The sequence below is a fragment of the Aeromonas sp. FDAARGOS 1407 genome (assembly GCF_019048725.1).
In the GTDB taxonomy this organism is placed as follows: domain Bacteria; phylum Pseudomonadota; class Gammaproteobacteria; order Enterobacterales; family Aeromonadaceae; genus Aeromonas; species Aeromonas enteropelogenes.
Genome location: NZ_CP077399.1, coordinates 813,201 through 829,994, shown reverse-complemented (window position 1 = coordinate 829,994; position 16,794 = coordinate 813,201). Strand labels below are relative to the sequence as shown.

Below are 16,794 nucleotides of genomic sequence, written 5' to 3'. Positions count from 1 at the left end.
TCAGAGCTTGAATTGCTGCACCCGGGTGGCCAGTTGCCGGCTCTGAGACTCCAGCTGGCCACAGGTCTGGCGAATGCTCTCCAGATTCTCCAGCATGGCGCGACCATTGCCCGCGACGACGCTCAGGTTGTGGTTGATTTCGGTGCTGACACCGCTCTGTTCATGGGCGGCGTCCCTTATCTGGCCGTTCATCTCGTTGATGATGGTGATCGCATGGGTCATTTGACCCAGGCTCTCCCGGGTCTGGTGGGCCTGGGCGACAGCCTGGGTGCCGCTGTGGCTGCTGGCCCCCATCTTCTGCACCGCCTCCTGGCTGCCCTGCTGCAACCGCTCGATCATCTGCTGGATTTCACCCGTGCTATGTTGAGTCTTGCTGGCCAGGGTGCGCACCTCGTCGGCCACCACAGCGAAACCGCGCCCCTGCTCTCCGGCCCGGGCCGCTTCGATGGCGGCGTTGAGTGCCAGCAGGTTGGTCTGATCGGCGATGCCGCGGATCACCTCCAGCACGGAAGAGATGTGCCCGACATCCTGCTCCAGCCGCTGGATCCCCTGCTCCGACACGTGAATGTCCCGCGCCAGTGCCTCCATCGCCGCGACAGTATTCATCAGATCCGTCGTGGCGCTCTGTACCTGGCTGGCCGCCTCGGCCGAGGCGTTCTCGGTCTGGCTGGCGTGCGCCACCATGAGGGCGCTGGTGGCACTCTGTTCCTCTACGGCGGCGGCAATCTGATCGCTCTGGCGCTGCTGCTCCTCGGCGTTGGTCACCATCCCCTCCATCAGGGAGTACAGTTGGCGTGATGCCGATTGCACCGTGCTGGCGGTCTGGCTGACGTCGCTGACGATCCTGTGCACCTGATCGATGAAGCGATTGAAGGTGGCGCCGAGGGTGCCAATCTCGTCGCGGGAGGTGATGGTGATACGACGGGTAAGATCACCTTCGCCCTGGGCAATATCCTCAAGGGCCTGCTGCATCTGGTTGAGGGGCTTGAGGGTGAGTCGGGTGATAACCCAGGTGAGCATCAGGGCCAGCGCAATGGCGATCAGGGTGCCCAGGCTCAGGACCTGCTGGGCGTGCTGGCTCGAATCCTGAACCTCCAGTCTGAGCGCCTGCTGGGACTGCTCGATGGCATCCTTGAGCTGGTTGAGCTGCTGACGGATGGAGGTGAACTGCTGCTGCGAGGCCTGGAACTGGCTGGAGAGCAGATGGCTGCTCTCGTGGGGATCGGCAAAGACGGCCTGATAGTGGGCGAGCCAGTCGTCAAATTCTCCCAGCATCAGGTCCAGCGTGGCCTGGTGCTGCTTGCCGATGAGGCCCGCATCGATCAGGGTCTGCACCTGGCTCATCCTGTCTCTCGCCTTGTTGCCATTATCAAGAAACTCCGCCTTCTGGTGCGCCACGTTGTCGGTGGTGAGGCCACCCACGATGAGCCCCTGACCTGCGGCAATGACCTGATAGAGATCGCGATAGGCATCTTCCAGTGAATTTTGCACCGGCAGTATCTGCTCGACGACAGTGCGGTTGACCCGCTGCTGCTCGGTGAAACTGGTGTAGGCGACGGCGACCACGCTGGACATGATGGTCAGCACAATCACCACGGGCAGACGGGTTTTGGTCGTGAGGGACAAGCGATTGAGAAGTGTCATGACGGTGAGTCTCGCAAGGGGAGATGAATGACGTTCCATTATCGGGCTTCGGATGTGCCTGGGGTTCATACGAGGGTCACGCTATCGGGTGGGATCAGGAAAAAATTGAGTTATTACCGGCACATAATCGAGTGCAGCCAATGCCGATAAGAGCGAAACTGTTCAGGGAATGAACAGGGAATTCAATTCTGCCGGCCAAGGGGGTGCATCATGAGATGTCCGAGGTGTCTGAAAGAGGGGGTTGATAAGGCATTGGATGAACGGGTGGGGCGGGCCTGTGCCATGGGATTCGGCGCCGCAGGCGGCTTTGCCTGTGCAGCCAGTTTCGCCAAGGTGGGAGCTGGCATGGGGGCCGCTCTGGGGGGAATTGGTGTGCCGCTCGGCGCCATCGCCGGTGCGCTGGGCGGCGCCCTGTTGGGTGGGGCGACCGGCGGTGGGGCGGGATTGTGGCTTGGCCGCACCCTGGATCGCCAGATCTCCCGGCAATACCGCTGCCAGGGGTGCGGTCACAGCTTCGAGCGTTGACAGGCGAGCCCATGGATACCACCCGGTGTGGTATCCATGGCTAAGGGATCAGGCCGCGTTGACCTTCTCGAGGGCGAACAGCTGCTCCAGATAGACGGCGACGCCATCTTCATCGGAGCTCAGGGTCTGCTCGTGATTCGCCAATGCCAGCTTGAGACGGTCATGGGCGTTGCCCATCACCACGCCACGGCCCACCATGCTCAGCATCTCGAAGTCGTTCATGCCATCGCCGAAGGCCACGGCCTGAGACATCTCCAGCCCGTGCTGTTCCAGCACGGCGCGCACGGCGTTGCCCTTGTGAACCCCGGCGTGCATCACCTCGAGACAATCCGGCAGGGAGAAGGTGACGTTGAGTCGATCACCATATTGCTGATTCAGGAGCGCTTCGATCTTCAGCAGCTTCTCGTGCTCGCCGATGTAGAACACCTTGTTGATCTTGTCCATCGGATGGTTGGCCAGATCGGTCAGGCGGTAGGTGAAGCCGGAGTCGTGGTGGAATTGCAGCAGCCAGGGCAGCTCCTCTTCCACCAGCCACTCGTCGCCATAGTAGACATTGAGGTGGATGGAGGGATCCCGCTCCAGCGCGATCAGCTCTGCCGCTACCGTATCCGGCAGCGCCTGGTTGTAGACCAGCTGATCCTGCTTGTCGTGGACGACGGCGCCATTGGAGGTGATGAGGTAGATGTCCAGCCCCAGGGTATCGCGGATGCTGCGCACATCCACATGGTGCCGGCCGGTGGCCACCACGAACTTCACGCCCTGCTCCACCAGGCGGTGCAGGGTGTCACGGGTGCGGGGGGAGATCTGGTGCTGCTTGTTGAGCAGGGTGCCATCGAGATCGGATACAACTACCTTGAACATCATTACCTCGCCATCTATTGAACGCTGGCGCAGTGTACCCCAGCGTCGTGTGTCACCCCATTTCTTTTGGGATCCAAAAAATAACCAGTTTTAGTAGCGCGCGAAGAAGGCCAGGGTCGCATTGAGTGCGGCCTGGCGCTGTGGATCCGCCTCGATGAAGAGCTCGTGCCAGGCCCCTTCGATGCGTAGTGGCTTGCTCCCTTCACACTTGGCCTTGGTGCAGAAGGCCTCCTGGGCGGCGTTGTCCACCACGCTGTCCTCACCGGCCTGCAGCAGCAGCAGCGGCGTCTTGATGGCGCCGGCATCGGCGATCGCCGCATCCGCCCCGGTAATGCCCTGATGGATCCAGTGGGCGGTGGCCCCGCCCAGCTTGACCTTGGGATGCTGCTCGTAGATCTGGCGGAAGGCCTGATAGCGCGCCGTGCTGTGGGTCAGCTCGTTGTCGGCGAAGCCCTGATCCTGATAGGGGCCCTGGCCCGGGCCGTAAGGGGCCTCGCCAAACCAGCCACCGACGGTACCCATGGTGGCTGCCAGCCCCTTGGCCAGCCACTTGGGCAGGCCGCCGAGGTTGATGCCCATCATGGGGGAGGAGAGCACGGCGGCCTTGATGTCATTCGGCCAGCGTTCCAGATAGCGGGCCGAGATGGCGCCGCCCATGGAGTGGGCCAGCAGAAACAGCTTGGCGGGCTTGTCCGCCAGGATCACCTCATCATGAAACTGCTTGAGATCGACCACATAATCGTCGAACTGGTCGACATATCCCTTCTCCCGATCGCTCAGCATGCGATCCGACATTCCCTGACCACGGTGGTCGATGAGGTAGAGGCTGTAGCCCTGGCGCCACAGATCCCAGGTCAGCTCCTGATACTTGAGGTAGCTCTCGACCCGGCCGTTGACGATGAGGATGGCGCGATCGACCTTGGGTTGACGCAGGGCCGCATAGCGGATGCTGATCCCGTCCTTGCCCTTGAACTCCCCTTCCACCGCATGCTCGCGCCAGAAGGCGGGCAGGGTCTGTTGATAGAGGGTGGGTACGTCGGCTTCGGTGGTCAGCTGATAGGGGTTGTTCACGGCAAGGACTCCGGCAGAAAACAGGGTCAGGGCCAGCAAGGGAAGAGAGAAATATGTCATCGGGCAAGCTCCTCTCGCCAATGGTGGTAGAGCGCCGCTATGTCGCTCGAGCAGATCAGAGGCATGGCGGCCTGCAAACGGGGCAGTGGCCAGTCCCACCACTGCATGGCTTGCAGCATGGCGATCTGCTCCTCGTCGAAGCGGCGGCGGATAGGCTGGGCCGGGTTGCCGCCGACTATGGTGTAGGGGGCAACATCCCGGGTGACCACGGCGCGGGTGGCGATGACGGCGCCATCCCCTATGGTGATGCCCGGCATGATCATCGCCTCGGAGCCGATCCAGACGTCGTTGCCAACCCGGGTGTCGCCCTTGCGCTGGAAGCCGTTGCGAACCCCCTCACCAAAGGTGCCCGGATCGAACGGGAAGGTGGACACCCACTCCATGCGATGACCCTGGTTGCCCGCCAGCAAGAAGGTGGCCCCCGAGCCGATGGAGCAGAACTTGCCGATGATGAGGCGATCCACCTCGCCCCAGATGCCGCTCTCCCAGGTGGCGCGGGTCGACCCATCGCCAAGCAGGTAGCGCACACAGTGATCTTCGAACGGCTTGCCGTGGTAGTAACCGGAGTAGTAGCTGTACTCCCCGGCCTCGATATTGGGGTTGGTCAGGTGATCCCGTATGACCTGGGATTCCAGCCAGCTACCGAATGGATTTTCCATCATTGCTCCTGCCATTCATCCTCTTCCTGCTGGGCGGCCCAGCCCTTGCGGGTCAGCTGCATCTGCTGCCACCAGCGCTCGTCCGCCAGGATCTCGCCGGCCGGGCCGAGCTGGGGATAGGGCATCTCTTTCTCTTTGCAGAGTTGGGCATAGACGGGGTAACCCCCCTCGAACAGTATGCTGTTCTGCTCTTCCAGGCTGAGCGGGCAGCCGCGTTGATAGCAGCCGGCCAGCTCGCGCTGGCGTTGGGCTTCGTAGAGAATGGCGGCGGCCGCCACCGAGACGTTGAGAGACTGCACCATGCCCACCATGGGGATGACGATATGGTGATCGGCCAGGGCCAGCGCCTCTTCGCCGATGCCGTGCTTCTCCTGGCCCACCAGGATGGCGGTGGGTTTGGTGTAGTCAATGGCGCGAAAATCCACCGAGCTGTCGGAGAGGTGGGTCGCCAGGATCTGCATGCCGCTGGCTTTGAGCTCGGCCACTGCGCTGCCGATGTCCGGGTGCAGCTTCACGTCCACCCAGTTCTGGCTGCCGCGGGCGGTGCCCTTGCGCTTGTGGATCCAGGTCTTGGGCCAGACGGCGTGTACCCGGTGGATGCCGATGGCATCGGCGGTGCGCACGATGGCGGCCAGATTGTGAGGCTTGTGCACCTCTTCCATGCAGACGGTCAAATCGAGCTGACGCTGGGCCAGCATGTCGGAAATCCGTTTAAAGCGTTCAGGTGTCATATCAGTTTCTATGCGATGAGGCTGGTGCTGCAGATGGTCATATCGGGCTGGCATGCCGGTGGCGCGCTGGCAGCGCAGTGGGCCATTCCATTGTCTTTGTAAAAACAGCAGGCGGCTTGCGCCGCCTGTGTTCAGTTCTTCTGCCGGCTCACCTTGAGCACGTTGGGCATCACGCGGATCTTGCGCATGATGTTGGCCAGGTGGATACGGCTCTTGGTGGTGATGAGCAAGCTGACCTGATAAACCCGGCCATCCTTCTCTTCGGTGCTGATGGCGTGGATGTTGGCGCCGGTGGCGGCGATCACGTTGGCCAGCTCGGCCAGGGCACCCTGATGGTTGATGATCTCGATGCTGATGCCGGTGCGGAACTCCTGTTCCTGCTCCTTGTCCACTTCCCACTGGACCGGCAGGTACTTGTCCGGTTCCTTGCTGTAGCCCTTGATGTTGCGGCAGGCTTCCTGGTGGATCACCAGCCCCTTGCCCGGGCTGATATGGGCGATGATGGCATCGCCGGGGATCGGGCGGCAGCAGTTGGCGAAGGTGACCAGCATGCCGTCGGCACCCTTGATCGGCATCTTCTTGCTGCTGGACTTGGGTTGATCTTCCGGCGGCAGTTCGTCACCCAGCATGCGGCGCGCCACCATGACGCTCATGGCGTTGCCAAGACCCACGTCGGCCAGCAGGCCCTGCAGGTTCTCGTGCTTGGTATCGGCCAGCACCTGCTTGATGCGTGGCTCGGGGATGTCTTCGATGTTCTTGGCGCCCAGCGCATGGTTGAGCAGGCGACGGCCCAGCACCACCGACTCTTCGGTGCGCAGGTTCTTGAGGAACTGGCGGATCTTGGAGCGCGCCTTGGTGGTCACCACGAAGTTGAGCCAGGCCGCGTTCGGGCGGGCGCCGGGGGCCGTGATGATTTCCACCGTCTGGCCCGAGTGCAGCGGGCTGCTCAGCGGATAGGGATGGCGGTCGACCCGGGAGCCGACGCAGGCGTGACCGATGTCGGTGTGTACCGTGTAGGCGAAATCCACCGGGGTGGCGCCGGCAGGAAGCTCCATGATGCGCCCTTCCGGGGTGAAGACATAGATTTCGTCCGGGAACAGGTCGGTCTTGACCCCCTCGATGAATTCAAAAGAGCTGCCGGCGCTCTGTTGCAACTCGAGCAGACTCTGCATCCAACGCTGGGCGCGGATCTGGGCCGTGGTGCCCGAGCTGTCACCATCCTGCTTGTAGGCCCAGTGGGCGGCAACCCCCTTGTCGGCCATCTGGTCCATGAATTCGGTGCGGATCTGCACCTCCACCGGCACCCCGTGTGGCCCCACCAGGGAGGTGTGCAGGGACTGGTAGCCGTTGGTCTTGGGGATGGCGATGTAATCCTTGAAGCGACCGGGGCGCGGCTTGTAGAGGCTGTGCATCTGGCCGAGTACCCGGTAACAGGTGTCGATATCCTTCACCTTGACCCGGAAGGCGTAGATATCCATCACCTCATGAAACTGCAGCTCCTTCTTTTCCATCTTGTTGTAGATGGAGAAGAGGTTCTTCTCGCGGCCGCTCACCTGGGCCTCGATACCCGCCTCCCGCAACCGACCACTGATTTCGCTCTGGATGGAGTCGATGATCTCGCGGCGATTGCCGCGGGCACGGCGCACCGATTCGCGCAGCACCCGAGAGCGCATCGGATAGAGCGCCTCGAAGCCCAGCTCTTCCAGCTCGTTCTTCATGGTGTGGATACCGAGGCGGTTGGCGATGGGGGCGAAGATCTCGAGGGTCTCGCGGGCGATGCGGCGGCGCTTGTCCGGGCGAAGGGGGCCCAGGGTGCGCATGTTGTGGGTGCGGTCGGCGAGCTTGATCAGGATGACCCGGATATCCTGGGTCATGGCCATCACCATCTTGCGAAAGTTCTCGGCCTGGGCCTCCTTGCGATCGCGAAACTTCAGCTTGTCGAGCTTGGATACGCCGGAAACCAGTTCGGCCACGGCGTCGCCAAACTGCTCGGCCAGGTCGTCCTTGGTGACGGGGGTATCTTCGATGACGTCGTGCAGCACGGCGGCCATCAGGGTTTCATGATCGAGGCGCATGTCGCCCAGGATGCGGGCCACGGCGACCGGGTGGGTGATATAGGGTTCACCGCTGGAACGCAGCTGACCCTGGTGAGCATCACGGGCCACCACATAGGCTTGCCTGAGCTTCTCGACCTGCTCTGCCGGCAGGTAGGAACTGGCTATTTCTTTAAGATTTTCAAATAAATACAAGACAGTCCCCGCTGCGGTGAAACGGCAATTCGTGGAATCGAGGGTATAGCCCTGAGTTTGCGAGGTTTTGGAGCGGTTGTAAATGGGGATGAACAGTCGGCACCCGGGCGGGTGCCAACCGAAAGAATGACTTAACCGCGGCCTTCGGCGATGGCAGCAACGGCAGCCAGCTCAGCGGCTTCCTGCTCTTGCTGCTCGTAACGGTCCTGGGTGTCCATCACCTGGTTGTTTACCAGACCCAGCTCGATCTCACGCAGGGCGATCACGGTCGGCTTGTCGTTCTCTTCTTCAACCAGGGGATCTTTGCCTTGAACCGCGATTTGACGGGCGCGGCGTGCGGCGACCAGCACCAGGTCAAAACGGTTACCAACCTGTTTTACAGCATCTTCTACAGTAACGCGTGCCATGCAGGACTCCAGTATGTGGGCTTTCTGTGTTTAGAAAAGCGGTGTTTAAAAATGACGCAAAAGTTTACTCGTTTTTGGCTTACTCTGCCAGTAACTGTTGCAGCAAGTTTTGTTGTGCCTGCTGTTGCTGACGCATTTCCAGCCGTTGGCACTCAATAATGGCCCTCAGCTGGAACAGTGCCAGCTCAAAGTCTTCATTGATAATGACATAGTCATATTCGTCATAGTGCACCATTTCGGCAATGGCTTTCTCCATCCGGCCCTTGATCACCTCGGCGCTGTCCTGGCCGCGGCCAATCAGGCGGCGTTCCAGCTCTTCACGGCTGGGAGGCAGGATGAAGATGGATTTGGTCGGCATCAGTTCACGGATCTGGCGGGCACCCTGCCAGTCGATATCGAGGAAGACATCGATGCCCTGGGCCAGGCAGGCCTCGATGGCGGCGCGAGAGGTGCCGTAGTAGTTGCCGAACACTTCGGCCCACTCCAGAAAATCACCGCGCTCGATCAGCGCCTTGAACTCTTCCACCGGGACGAAATGGTAGTGAACGCCATTTTCTTCACCGGGGCGGGTGGCACGAGTGGTGTGGGAGACCGACAGCTGCATCTTGCCAGCCGCGTTATGGTGAGTCAGCAAGGCATTGAGCAGGCTGGATTTACCCGCACCGCTCGGGGAGGAGATGATATAGAGAGTGCCTTGTTGCGCCATGTTATTACCTTTAATCGATAACCGTGTTTTTGGTTGTAGCAGAGGCCGCCGTCTTGTGCCCGAAAGGGAGACAGCCCAACGCAAAACGCGGAAAAATTCAGAATCAGGGGGATGTAAAGGCGGCAAACTTTAACAGAAGGCGGCGAATAAAAAAACGGCCGGAATCATATTCCAGCCGATCAAAGGATTCGTAGCTTGCTGCGGGAGCGTAACCCACATTGGTTGCCATTTTGCCGTGGCTATTGGGACGGGGCCATCAGGTTATCCCTGCCTTATTGCTCGGGATTTTCGAATTGCCCGAGCAGATGTTTATCGGCACACAGCTTGTCAAAGGCGGCAATGACCCGCTCGCTGCTGATCTTGCCCATGGCATCCGGATCCTTGAGGCGGGTGCGCCAACCCAGTTCGGCTAGCGGCTTGCCGGTCTCCTGCTCGACCAGCTCCTGATAGACGCTGACCACATAATCGCGGCACAGATAGGGGCCGGTGCGATCCGGGTTGTGGTGGGCATAGAGACCGATCACCGGCGTGCCCACCAGGGTGGCCATGTGGGCGGGGCCGGTATCCGGGGCCAGCACCAGGCTGGCCTCACCAATCAGTGCCAGTAGCTGTTTGAGGTTGGTCTGACCCACCAGATCCACCGGCTTGCTGTGGCTCAGCCGTTGGATGTCGGCGGCCAGATCCCGCTCCAGTTTGGCCGGTCCGCCGCACAAATAGACCTGAAATCCCTTGCCTGCCGCGTGATCCGCCAGCGCAGCATAGCCTGCGGCGGTCCAGTTCTTGAACGGCTTGCTGGCGGCGGCGCAGATGAGCAGGGTCGGCTTGCCACCAATCTTCTCCCGGGCCCAGGCCTGGTGTTCGGCGCTGATGGGCAACTGCCAATCCGGCGTCAGATCCCGGATGCCTAGTTCCCTGGCGAAGGCGAGAAAGCCGTCCAGCACATGGGGAGAGGCAGGCGAGGGTACCCTGTGATTGGTGAACAGCCACTGGCCGTCGTTGGCCCGCTCCTTGTCGAAACCGAGTTTGATGTTTGCCTTGATGCCGAGGGTGGCAATGCTGGCTCGCATGGCGGCCTGCAGGTGCAGCAGGGCATCGAACTTGCGCCCCTTGAGGGTGCGCCACAGATCGCGATAGCCACGCCAACCCTTGCTCTTGTCGAAGGCAATGACCTCCACCCCGGGCAGATCGGCGAACAGGGTGGCCTCGATTTTGCCGGTGATCCAGGTGATGCGGGTCTGCGGCCACTCCCGTTGAATAACGCGAACCAGTGCCAGCGCGTGGCAACAATCGCCGATGGCGGAGAGCCGCAGGATGCAGATGGAGAAGGGAGGCGTTTGAAATAGCGGCATGATGTGCGGCACGGCTGGCAAAAAGGGTGGATGGCATTATGCAAACTCCCCTGTGGATTGTAAAATTGCGCGCAATCGCCAGCCCGGTTTCGCCATGACCTCCCGGTTGTGGCTGACCTGTGCCGGCACAGGATATTGACCATATTGCAGGCGGTTGCCACGACCGCCTCATCGCAGTTGCAAACCTAGCGAGCAATGACCCACCGAGCGGGAGCTCATGATGCGAATACAGACCGAACACAACCAAATCTGCTGGTATGCCGAAGGGGCCTTTCGTGACCCCTCTCCCCAGTTATTCGATCCTGCCTGGTGGCAGAGCAATCGACAGGTGGTGGGGACCTCTCTAGGTCGCGGAGTGACCTGGTTCGTCAAGGATGAATCCCGCCATCTGGTGCTGCGCCACTACTATCGTGGCGGCATGGTGGGCAAGGTGGTACGGGATCGCTTCTGGTTCGAAGGAGTGGAATCGAGCCGCGCCATGGCCGAATACACCCTGCTCGCCAAGTTGAGCGAGCTGGGGCTGCCGGTGCCACGTCCGTTTGGTGCCCGCATGGTCAAGCAGGGGCCCTTCTATCGTGCCGACATCCTGATCGAGCGCATCCGCGGTGCCAAAGACATGGTGGCCCTGCTCAAACAGGGACCGATTGCGCCAGAGCTCTGGCACAAAGCCGGCCAGACGGTGCGCCAGCTGCACGACGCAGGCGTCTATCACGCCGATCTCAACAGCCACAACCTGTTGATCGACAAGGCGGGCAAGGTGTGGGTGATCGACTTTGACAAGGGCGCCATCCGCACACCGGGAGAGTGGCAGAAGGCCAATCTGGAGCGACTGCTGCGCTCCTTCAATAAAGAGGCCCAATTGCATACCAGTTTCCACTTCGTACCGGAGAACTGGCAAACCCTGATGAAGGGCTATCAGGGAAAAGCGCTCTGACCCTGTTGCTCGCCGCCGGAGCCAATGTTACTTATTGAGCTGCTGCTATTTAGATCTGGTTTCGAGGTGCCCCATGGAAACACTCAAGACACCTTTGGTGGATGTGACGACCCGGCTTGACCCGGGTCTCTTGTCTGACGCCATGAATCTGCTGGAGGCGGGGCTCTGGACCTGGTCTGTGCAGCAGGGACTGCGCCGGGACCCCAGCTGCCTGCATCTGTTGGGGCTGGGGGATAGCTGGCCGGATGACATGGGCTGGCTGGATCGGGTGCATCCCGACGATGTCCCCCGGCTGGAGGAAGCGCTGCTCGCCTGCCAGAGTGGCCGCAGCGCCACTCTATGCCTCGAGTACCGCATCCTTCATCACCACGGCCACTACATCCGGCTGGAAGAGCGCATTCGTCGTGACGAGCGCGGCCATCTGCTGGGGGCGGTGCGCCATCTTGATTCGGTCGAGGAGTCGGTTGAAGAGCGTCACGGCACGGATCCCCTCACCGGGCTGGAAAGCCGCAACAGCTTCGAATTGCTGCTGGAGGATCGTTTGGCGACCGATAGCGGCAGTTTCAGCCTGATGCAGTTTTCCGTCGATCACATGACCAAGATCCAGCAGCTGTTTGGCGAGGCGGTCTGCGACGCCATGCTGGCCAAGCTGGCGCGCATCGTGCGTCACGAGTTGCGCCGGGAAGATCCCTTCGCCCGTTGGGACGAGGATGGCTTTATTCTGATGCTCTCCCAGACCGAGCGGGCGAGCGGCCTGGAGATCGCCGAGCGGCTGCGCCTCGAGATAGCCGATGCCAGTTTGCTACCCCAGCGGCCGGTTACCGTCAGTGTCGGATTGGTGCAGAGTCAGCCCGGCGAGATGCTCGATCACCTGCTGGCCCGTCTGGCCAGCTGCCATGGCCAGGCCAGACGGGAACACAACACAGTCGTCGGCTGACGGTCGTCAGGAGGAGGTGGTTGCGTGGCGCTGGCACACCTTGAGGGAGGCCAGCATCAAGAGGCCGCCAAGGGTCAGCCGCACCAGATCGGTATCCTTGCCCCAGAGCAGCAGGTTGACCAGCAGGCCCGCCGGGATCAGCGCGTTGTTCATGATCGCCAGCACGCCGCTGCTGACCAGCGTCGCCCCCTTGTTCCACAGGAAGTAGCCAAGTCCCGAGGCACCAATCCCCAGCCACAGCAATATGCCCCACTGCAGTTCGCTGGTCGGATACTGGGGTTTGCCCAGTAGCCACCAGGCGGGCAGGGCGACGGCCAGGGCCCCCAGATAGAAGCAGCCGAAGATCGCCTGTTGCGGCGGCTGCTCTGCCTCCCGGGCCAGCACCACCTTGTAGCCGACCTGACCGATGGCGAAGCAAATGTTGGCACCTTGCACCACCAGGAAGCCCAGCACGTAGCTTTCGGTCAGCCCGTCGAAGCGGATGACGGCCGCCCCCAGCACCGCCAGCAAGGCTCCCCACAGATAGGTGGGCTTGAAGCGCCGCTCCAGCAGGTCATGGATCAGGGTGACGTAGATGGGGGTGAAGATGGTGAACACCAGCACTTCCGGCACCGTCAGCAGCAGGAAGGAGTGGTAATAGAACAGGTACATGATGCCGAGCTGGGTGGCGCCGAGGGCCATCAGCTTGGCCACCAGGTCGGGTCGCAGCCAGCGGCGGCGCAGGAAGGGGAGAAACACCAGGCTGGCGAGGGCGATGCGGGTCAGCACCGAGAAGTAGGCATCCACCTGGCCGGCGAGGTAGACCCCAATCAGGCTAAAGGAGAATGACCAGAGCAGGGTAACCCCTATCAAGTAGTTCATGTGGTTGATTTGTCGTCAGTTGTCAATTTGAAAGGGGGCTATGATGGCCGAGATGGAAGCCGTGATCCAGCGTTTATGGCGTCAGTTGCCACAGATCGGATCATTTGCCTTTGCGGCGAACAACGGAGTGGGCTCGGCGACCGACTGGAATGGTCGCGGGGAGGGGGAGGTGCAGGTGACCGATCATCATGGCGGCTGGCTGTTTGTCGAGACGGGCTGCTATACCACGCCCCATGGCCGGGTGCTGGCGATGCACAATCGCTTCTGGTGGCAGCGCACCGAACAGGGAGTGCGTCTCTCCCACCTGCGTCACGAGAAACCGGTCGAATTGTTCGAGCTGAGGCCGGGGGAAGATGGCCGCTGGTTCACCGCCGAGCCCCACCTGTGCGGTCAGGATTACTACCGTGCCGAGCTGACGCCGACCGACAACGGCTTTCTGCTCACCTGGCAGATCACCGGCCCGCGCAAGAACGAGGGGCTGAGCTATCTCTACCGGATATGAGTGCCGGCGACGGCAAGAAAAGAGGCATAAAAAAACCGGCGCAAGGCGCCGGTAGCGGGGACAAATCGGAGGTTTTTTATTTAAAACGGTCCCACAAACAGGAGAGACACACTCTCGTCACACATTCAGGTCAGCTCAGGCACTTAGCGCATAGCTCAGCATCGCCTGCAGCTTGCTGTCGAAGAACCAGGGCAGCAGCACCATCAAAAGGCCGACCACCCCGGCCAGCCGCTGGCGATATTGCCAGCTGGCAATCAACACCAGGCCGCCGCACAGGGTTGTCAGGATGCCTGACATAGCTGTGCCTCACGCTGTACCCGGCGTTGCTGGGCCCACTGGTTCATGGCGACGGAACCCAGGATCAGCGCCAGTGCGACACCCGTGGTGGACTGGATCTGCTCGCCGAGGAACAGGGCACCCAGCATGACGCCGAACAGCGGCACCAGATAGTTGCTGAAGGAGGCGAAGGTCGGGCCCGCCTTCTGGATCAGTGCCATGTAGAGGAAGTAGACCAGGCCGGTACAGAAGATACCCAGTACGGCGATGGCGTTGAGGGCCTGGCTGCTCGGCATGGCCAGGCTGCCCAGATCGGCGACGAAGGGCGCGGCAATCAGCAGCTGGGTAGCAGAGGAGATCAGGATGTTGCGGGCCACCACGACCGGATGGTCTTTGGCGAAGCGCTTGATCATCAGCAGGCCAATGGCGAAGCAGCTGGCGCCGAACAGGATGGCCATGGAGCCGAGCAGGCCGGCGTTCATGCCCTGGGAGAGTTTCGGCCAGAACAGGGTGAGCACACCGGCAAAGCCGATGACCACGGAGAGCAGGCCGCTCTTGGTGATTCTTTCACCAGAAATAAACAGCGGTGCCATCAGGATGGTGACAAACGGGATACAACCCATCACCACGGCGGCGATGGCGCTATCCACATACTGCTGACCCCAGGCCACCATGATGAAGGGGATGGTGGCATCCAGCAGGGCGATCAGCATGTAGGTGCGCCACGGGGTGTGCTCGCTCTTGAGACGCATGAACAGGCAGAGCAGACCCAGGGTCAGGCTGCCGCACAGGGCACGACCGGCAGCCACCAGGATGGGGGGCAACTCGGCAACGGCTTGGTGCATGAAGATGAACTGGGAACCCCACAGCAGGCCAATGGCCAGCAATAACAAATAGCTACGCATTTTAATCTCCGATGTATTGAGCCTGCGCATTCTAGGCAATCTGTTACTATGTCAAAAATGAATTGTTGGCATTCAACTATGGTCATTATCGATGGAAACCTCCCTCTCCCGCCTCGACCTTAACCTGCTCACCGTGTTCGACATGCTGATGCAGGAGCGCAACGTCACCCGTGCCGCCGAGCGGCTGCACCTCTCCCAGTCCACCGTCAGCCACGCCCTGGGGCGGTTGCGAACGGCGCTCGACGATCCCCTGTTTGTCATGAGCCGGCGCGAGATGATGCCGACCGAGCGGGCCAAGGCGCTGGCCGGGCCGGTGCGTCAGGCGCTCGCCATGCTGGAGCAGGGGTTGCGTCAGGCCAAGGGGTTCGATCCCGCCAGCGCACGACGGATCTTTCGCATCGCCACCCCGGGATCGGTAGAGCATGGTCTGGTCCCCGTGCTGGTGGACCGGCTGTACCGGCAGGCGCCTCACTGTCGACTGGAGGTGTGCGAGCTGGCGGATAGCGACTACGAACGGGAGCTGGAGAAGGGAGAGCTGGATCTGGTGATCGGGTTTGCCGGTGCCAACCACCTCTCGCCCCGGCTGTGGCGCGAGGACTGGTTCAACAACCCGCTGGTCTGTCTGTCACCGCTGGGCAGCGAATTGCCCGATGCGCTGGGCCCGCGCGAGCTGGTCAGCCGACCCCATATCCACACCTCCAGCTGGGGTCACAGCCAGGCCATGGTGGAGCTCTGGCTGGCCCGGTTCGGGGTGGAGCGTGAACTGGGGGTCAGGTTGCCGAGCTTTATGGCGGTGCCGCCGCTGATGGCGACCGGCCGCTATCTTGTTGTGGTGCCCGAGATGATCGGGCGCCACTTCTGCCGCTACTATCCACTGCGCCTCCATCAGCTGGATCCCGCCATCCCCATCGTCTATCTGATGGCGGGCCACCCGCTTACCGCCCACGACGAGGCGATCGGCTGGTTCAAGAGTCTGCTGCACCGGATCGCCTTCGACCTCTATGGCGACGATGCGCTGGGCTCTCCCGCTCAGCGCAGCCTGGCGAAGTAGTCGAGTCCCAGGGCGCCCTTCACCTCGGCCAGCACCTCGCCGGTGAGAAGGCGGGCCTGCTCCGTGCCCTGATAGAGCAACGCCAGCAGGCTATCTTTGTCGGCGATGGCGGCCTGGCGCCGCTCCCGCATGGGGGCGAGCAGGGTTTGCAGGCAGTCGTTGAGCACCTGCTTGCAGCGTATGTCTCCCAGGCCGCCGCGCTGGTAGTGGGCCTTCATCTCGGCCACCAGCGCCTTGTCGGGGTGGAAGGCATCCAGATAGGCGAACACAATATTGCCCTCCACCCGCCCCGGATCGCTCACCCTGAGGTGGTCCGGGTCGGTATACATGGCGAACACCGCCTGTTTGATCTCGTCGCTCGACATGCCGAGCTCTATGGTGTTGCCGAGGGACTTGGACATCTTGGCCTTGCCGTCTATGCCGGGCAGGCGGCCAGTGTCGCTCAGGATCGGCTGGCATTCGGTCAGTACCTCCCTGCCCACCAGGGTATTGACGCGGCGCACTATCTCGTTGGTCTGCTCCAGCATGGGTAGCTGATCTTCCCCCACCGGCACATGGGTGGCGCGAAAGGCGGTGATGTCGGCGGCCTGGCTGACCGGGTAGACCAGAAAACCGGCCGGCAGGCTGCGCTCGAACCCTTTTTGCTGGATCTCCGCCTTGACGGTGGGGTTGCGCTCCAGCCGGGCGACGCTGACCAAATTGAGGTAATAGCTGGTGAGCTCGGCGAGGGCGGGCAGGGCACTTTGCAGGCAGAAAGTGGTCCTGGCGGGGTCGAGACCGGCCGCCAGATAGTCGGCCATCACTTCCAGCACGTGATCGGTCACCTTGGCCGGGTTGTGGCCATTGTCGGTCAGCGCCTGCAGATCGGCGATCATCACGAACTGGCGGTAATGGTGCTGGGCCTCGACGCGCTGGCGCAGCGAGCCAACGTAATGGCCGATGTGCAGTTTGCCGGTGGGGCGATCGCCGGTCAGGATAACGGGGTTTTGCATGTCACTCTCTCCAGTTGGGGGTGGGCCGGGAGGCGACAAGGGAGTAAAAACAGTTGACCGCCTCTCGGCGGTCA

The 16,794-nt window shown here is 61.7% G+C and carries 18 protein-coding genes; 5 read left to right on the top strand and 13 right to left on the bottom strand.

Going from position 1 to position 16,794, the window contains the following annotated elements; genetic code table 11:
• The gene (locus I6L37_RS03965; protein ID WP_216993329.1) at window positions 1–1,644 is read right to left on the bottom strand and encodes a methyl-accepting chemotaxis protein; all 1,644 of its coding nucleotides are present in this window, start codon (window positions 1,642–1,644) and stop codon (window positions 1–3) included.
• Between the two features lie 210 nt (window positions 1,645–1,854).
• On the opposite strand from I6L37_RS03965, the gene I6L37_RS03960 reads away from it, so the two are divergent.
• The gene (locus tag I6L37_RS03960) at window positions 1,855–2,169 is read left to right on the top strand and encodes a hypothetical protein (protein ID WP_026455752.1); all 315 of its coding nucleotides are present in this window, start codon (window positions 1,855–1,857) and stop codon (window positions 2,167–2,169) included.
• Between the two features lie 48 nt (window positions 2,170–2,217).
• On the opposite strand, the gene I6L37_RS03955 is transcribed toward I6L37_RS03960, so the two are convergent.
• The 8 genes from I6L37_RS03955 to I6L37_RS03920 form a co-directional block, all read right to left on the bottom strand.
• Window positions 2,218–3,030 (bottom strand): Cof-type HAD-IIB family hydrolase, encoded by an 813-nt coding sequence (locus tag I6L37_RS03955; protein WP_216994115.1) that lies wholly within the window; start codon window positions 3,028–3,030, stop codon window positions 2,218–2,220.
• Between the two features lie 90 nt (window positions 3,031–3,120).
• Window positions 3,121–4,161 (bottom strand): alpha/beta fold hydrolase, encoded by a 1,041-nt coding sequence (locus I6L37_RS03950; RefSeq protein WP_216993328.1) that lies wholly within the window; start codon window positions 4,159–4,161, stop codon window positions 3,121–3,123.
• A complete protein-coding gene (locus I6L37_RS03945) occupies window positions 4,158–4,820 on the bottom strand; it encodes a CatB-related O-acetyltransferase (RefSeq protein ID WP_216994114.1) in 663 nt (220 codons plus the stop codon). Before I6L37_RS03945 ends, I6L37_RS03950 begins: the two co-directional genes overlap by 4 nt.
• Complete coding sequence (trmH, locus tag I6L37_RS03940; protein WP_042026804.1) at window positions 4,820–5,551, bottom strand: tRNA (guanosine(18)-2'-O)-methyltransferase TrmH; 732 nt, start codon at window positions 5,549–5,551, stop codon at window positions 4,820–4,822. The genes I6L37_RS03945 and trmH overlap by 1 nt, the downstream gene beginning before the upstream one ends.
• Before the next feature lie 131 nt (window positions 5,552–5,682).
• Window positions 5,683–7,800: a bifunctional GTP diphosphokinase/guanosine-3',5'-bis pyrophosphate 3'-pyrophosphohydrolase gene (spoT, locus tag I6L37_RS03935; protein ID WP_216993327.1), complete on the bottom strand. Its 2,118-nt coding sequence runs from the start codon at window positions 7,798–7,800 to the stop codon at window positions 5,683–5,685.
• Window positions 7,801–7,931: 131 nt separating this feature from the next.
• Complete coding sequence (gene rpoZ / locus I6L37_RS03930) at window positions 7,932–8,207, bottom strand: DNA-directed RNA polymerase subunit omega (RefSeq protein WP_026456240.1); 276 nt, start codon at window positions 8,205–8,207, stop codon at window positions 7,932–7,934.
• A 79-nt stretch (window positions 8,208–8,286) separates the two neighbouring features.
• Window positions 8,287–8,913 (bottom strand): guanylate kinase, encoded by a 627-nt coding sequence (gmk, locus tag I6L37_RS03925; protein WP_026456239.1) that lies wholly within the window; start codon window positions 8,911–8,913, stop codon window positions 8,287–8,289.
• 272 nt (window positions 8,914–9,185) lie between these two features.
• A complete protein-coding gene (locus I6L37_RS03920; protein ID WP_216993326.1) occupies window positions 9,186–10,262 on the bottom strand; it encodes a glycosyltransferase family 9 protein in 1,077 nt (358 codons plus the stop codon).
• Between the two features lie 220 nt (window positions 10,263–10,482).
• Between I6L37_RS03920 and I6L37_RS03915 the strand changes: the two genes are divergently transcribed.
• Window positions 10,483–11,196, top strand: a complete 714-nt coding sequence (locus I6L37_RS03915) for a 3-deoxy-D-manno-octulosonic acid kinase (RefSeq protein WP_216994113.1) — start codon at window positions 10,483–10,485, stop codon at window positions 11,194–11,196.
• 73 nt (window positions 11,197–11,269) lie between these two features.
• A complete protein-coding gene (locus tag I6L37_RS03910) occupies window positions 11,270–12,133 on the top strand; it encodes a sensor domain-containing diguanylate cyclase (RefSeq protein WP_216993325.1) in 864 nt (287 codons plus the stop codon).
• A gap of 6 nt (window positions 12,134–12,139) precedes the next feature.
• On the opposite strand, the gene I6L37_RS03905 is transcribed toward I6L37_RS03910, so the two are convergent.
• The gene (locus I6L37_RS03905) at window positions 12,140–12,994 is read right to left on the bottom strand and encodes a carboxylate/amino acid/amine transporter (RefSeq protein ID WP_216993324.1); all 855 of its coding nucleotides are present in this window, start codon (window positions 12,992–12,994) and stop codon (window positions 12,140–12,142) included.
• A gap of 43 nt (window positions 12,995–13,037) precedes the next feature.
• Between I6L37_RS03905 and I6L37_RS03900 the strand changes: the two genes are divergently transcribed.
• Window positions 13,038–13,496, top strand: a complete 459-nt coding sequence (locus tag I6L37_RS03900) for a DUF6314 family protein (RefSeq protein WP_216994112.1) — start codon at window positions 13,038–13,040, stop codon at window positions 13,494–13,496.
• 135 nt (window positions 13,497–13,631) lie between these two features.
• Here I6L37_RS03900 and I6L37_RS03895 read toward each other — a convergent pair whose 3' ends face one another.
• Both I6L37_RS03895 and I6L37_RS03890 read right to left on the bottom strand, forming a co-directional pair.
• Window positions 13,632–13,793, bottom strand: a complete 162-nt coding sequence (locus tag I6L37_RS03895) for a hypothetical protein (RefSeq protein WP_124238287.1) — start codon at window positions 13,791–13,793, stop codon at window positions 13,632–13,634.
• Window positions 13,778–14,677, bottom strand: coding sequence for a DMT family transporter (locus I6L37_RS03890; protein WP_026456233.1), 900 nt, complete (start codon window positions 14,675–14,677; stop codon window positions 13,778–13,780). The genes I6L37_RS03895 and I6L37_RS03890 overlap by 16 nt, the downstream gene beginning before the upstream one ends.
• A gap of 91 nt (window positions 14,678–14,768) precedes the next feature.
• On the opposite strand from I6L37_RS03890, the gene I6L37_RS03885 reads away from it, so the two are divergent.
• Entirely contained in the window at window positions 14,769–15,728 is a 960-nt protein-coding gene (locus I6L37_RS03885) for a LysR family transcriptional regulator (RefSeq protein WP_042071418.1), read from the top strand.
• Here I6L37_RS03885 and trpS read toward each other — a convergent pair.
• Window positions 15,707–16,720, bottom strand: coding sequence for a tryptophan--tRNA ligase (trpS, locus tag I6L37_RS03880; RefSeq protein WP_216993323.1), 1,014 nt, complete (start codon window positions 16,718–16,720; stop codon window positions 15,707–15,709). The two genes, I6L37_RS03885 and trpS, sit on opposite strands and share 22 nt — an antisense overlap.
• Between the last annotated feature and the right edge of the window lie 74 nt (window positions 16,721–16,794).

Coding starts and splice junctions, on each gene's coding strand:
- I6L37_RS03965 (WP_216993329.1), bottom strand. CDS start 1,644: ATGACACTTCTCAATCGCTTGTCCCTCACGACCAAAACCCGTCTGCCC.
- I6L37_RS03960 (WP_026455752.1), top strand. CDS start 1,855: ATGAGATGTCCGAGGTGTCTGAAAGAGGGGGTTGATAAGGCATTGGAT.
- I6L37_RS03955 (WP_216994115.1), bottom strand. CDS start 3,030: ATGTTCAAGGTAGTTGTATCCGATCTCGATGGCACCCTGCTCAACAAG.
- I6L37_RS03950 (WP_216993328.1), bottom strand. CDS start 4,161: ATGACATATTTCTCTCTTCCCTTGCTGGCCCTGACCCTGTTTTCTGCC.
- I6L37_RS03945 (WP_216994114.1), bottom strand. CDS start 4,820: ATGGAAAATCCATTCGGTAGCTGGCTGGAATCCCAGGTCATACGGGAT.
- trmH (WP_042026804.1), bottom strand. CDS start 5,551: ATGACACCTGAACGCTTTAAACGGATTTCCGACATGCTGGCCCAGCGT.
- rpoZ (WP_026456240.1), bottom strand. CDS start 8,207: ATGGCACGCGTTACTGTAGAAGATGCTGTAAAACAGGTTGGTAACCGT.
- gmk (WP_026456239.1), bottom strand. CDS start 8,913: ATGGCGCAACAAGGCACTCTCTATATCATCTCCTCCCCGAGCGGTGCG.
- I6L37_RS03920 (WP_216993326.1), bottom strand. CDS start 10,262: ATGCCGCTATTTCAAACGCCTCCCTTCTCCATCTGCATCCTGCGGCTC.
- I6L37_RS03915 (WP_216994113.1), top strand. CDS start 10,483: ATGCGAATACAGACCGAACACAACCAAATCTGCTGGTATGCCGAAGGG.
- I6L37_RS03910 (WP_216993325.1), top strand. CDS start 11,270: ATGGAAACACTCAAGACACCTTTGGTGGATGTGACGACCCGGCTTGAC.
- I6L37_RS03905 (WP_216993324.1), bottom strand. CDS start 12,994: ATGAACTACTTGATAGGGGTTACCCTGCTCTGGTCATTCTCCTTTAGC.
- I6L37_RS03900 (WP_216994112.1), top strand. CDS start 13,038: ATGGCCGAGATGGAAGCCGTGATCCAGCGTTTATGGCGTCAGTTGCCA.
- I6L37_RS03895 (WP_124238287.1), bottom strand. CDS start 13,793: ATGTCAGGCATCCTGACAACCCTGTGCGGCGGCCTGGTGTTGATTGCC.
- I6L37_RS03890 (WP_026456233.1), bottom strand. CDS start 14,677: ATGCGTAGCTATTTGTTATTGCTGGCCATTGGCCTGCTGTGGGGTTCC.
- I6L37_RS03885 (WP_042071418.1), top strand. CDS start 14,769: ATGGAAACCTCCCTCTCCCGCCTCGACCTTAACCTGCTCACCGTGTTC.
- trpS (WP_216993323.1), bottom strand. CDS start 16,720: ATGCAAAACCCCGTTATCCTGACCGGCGATCGCCCCACCGGCAAACTG.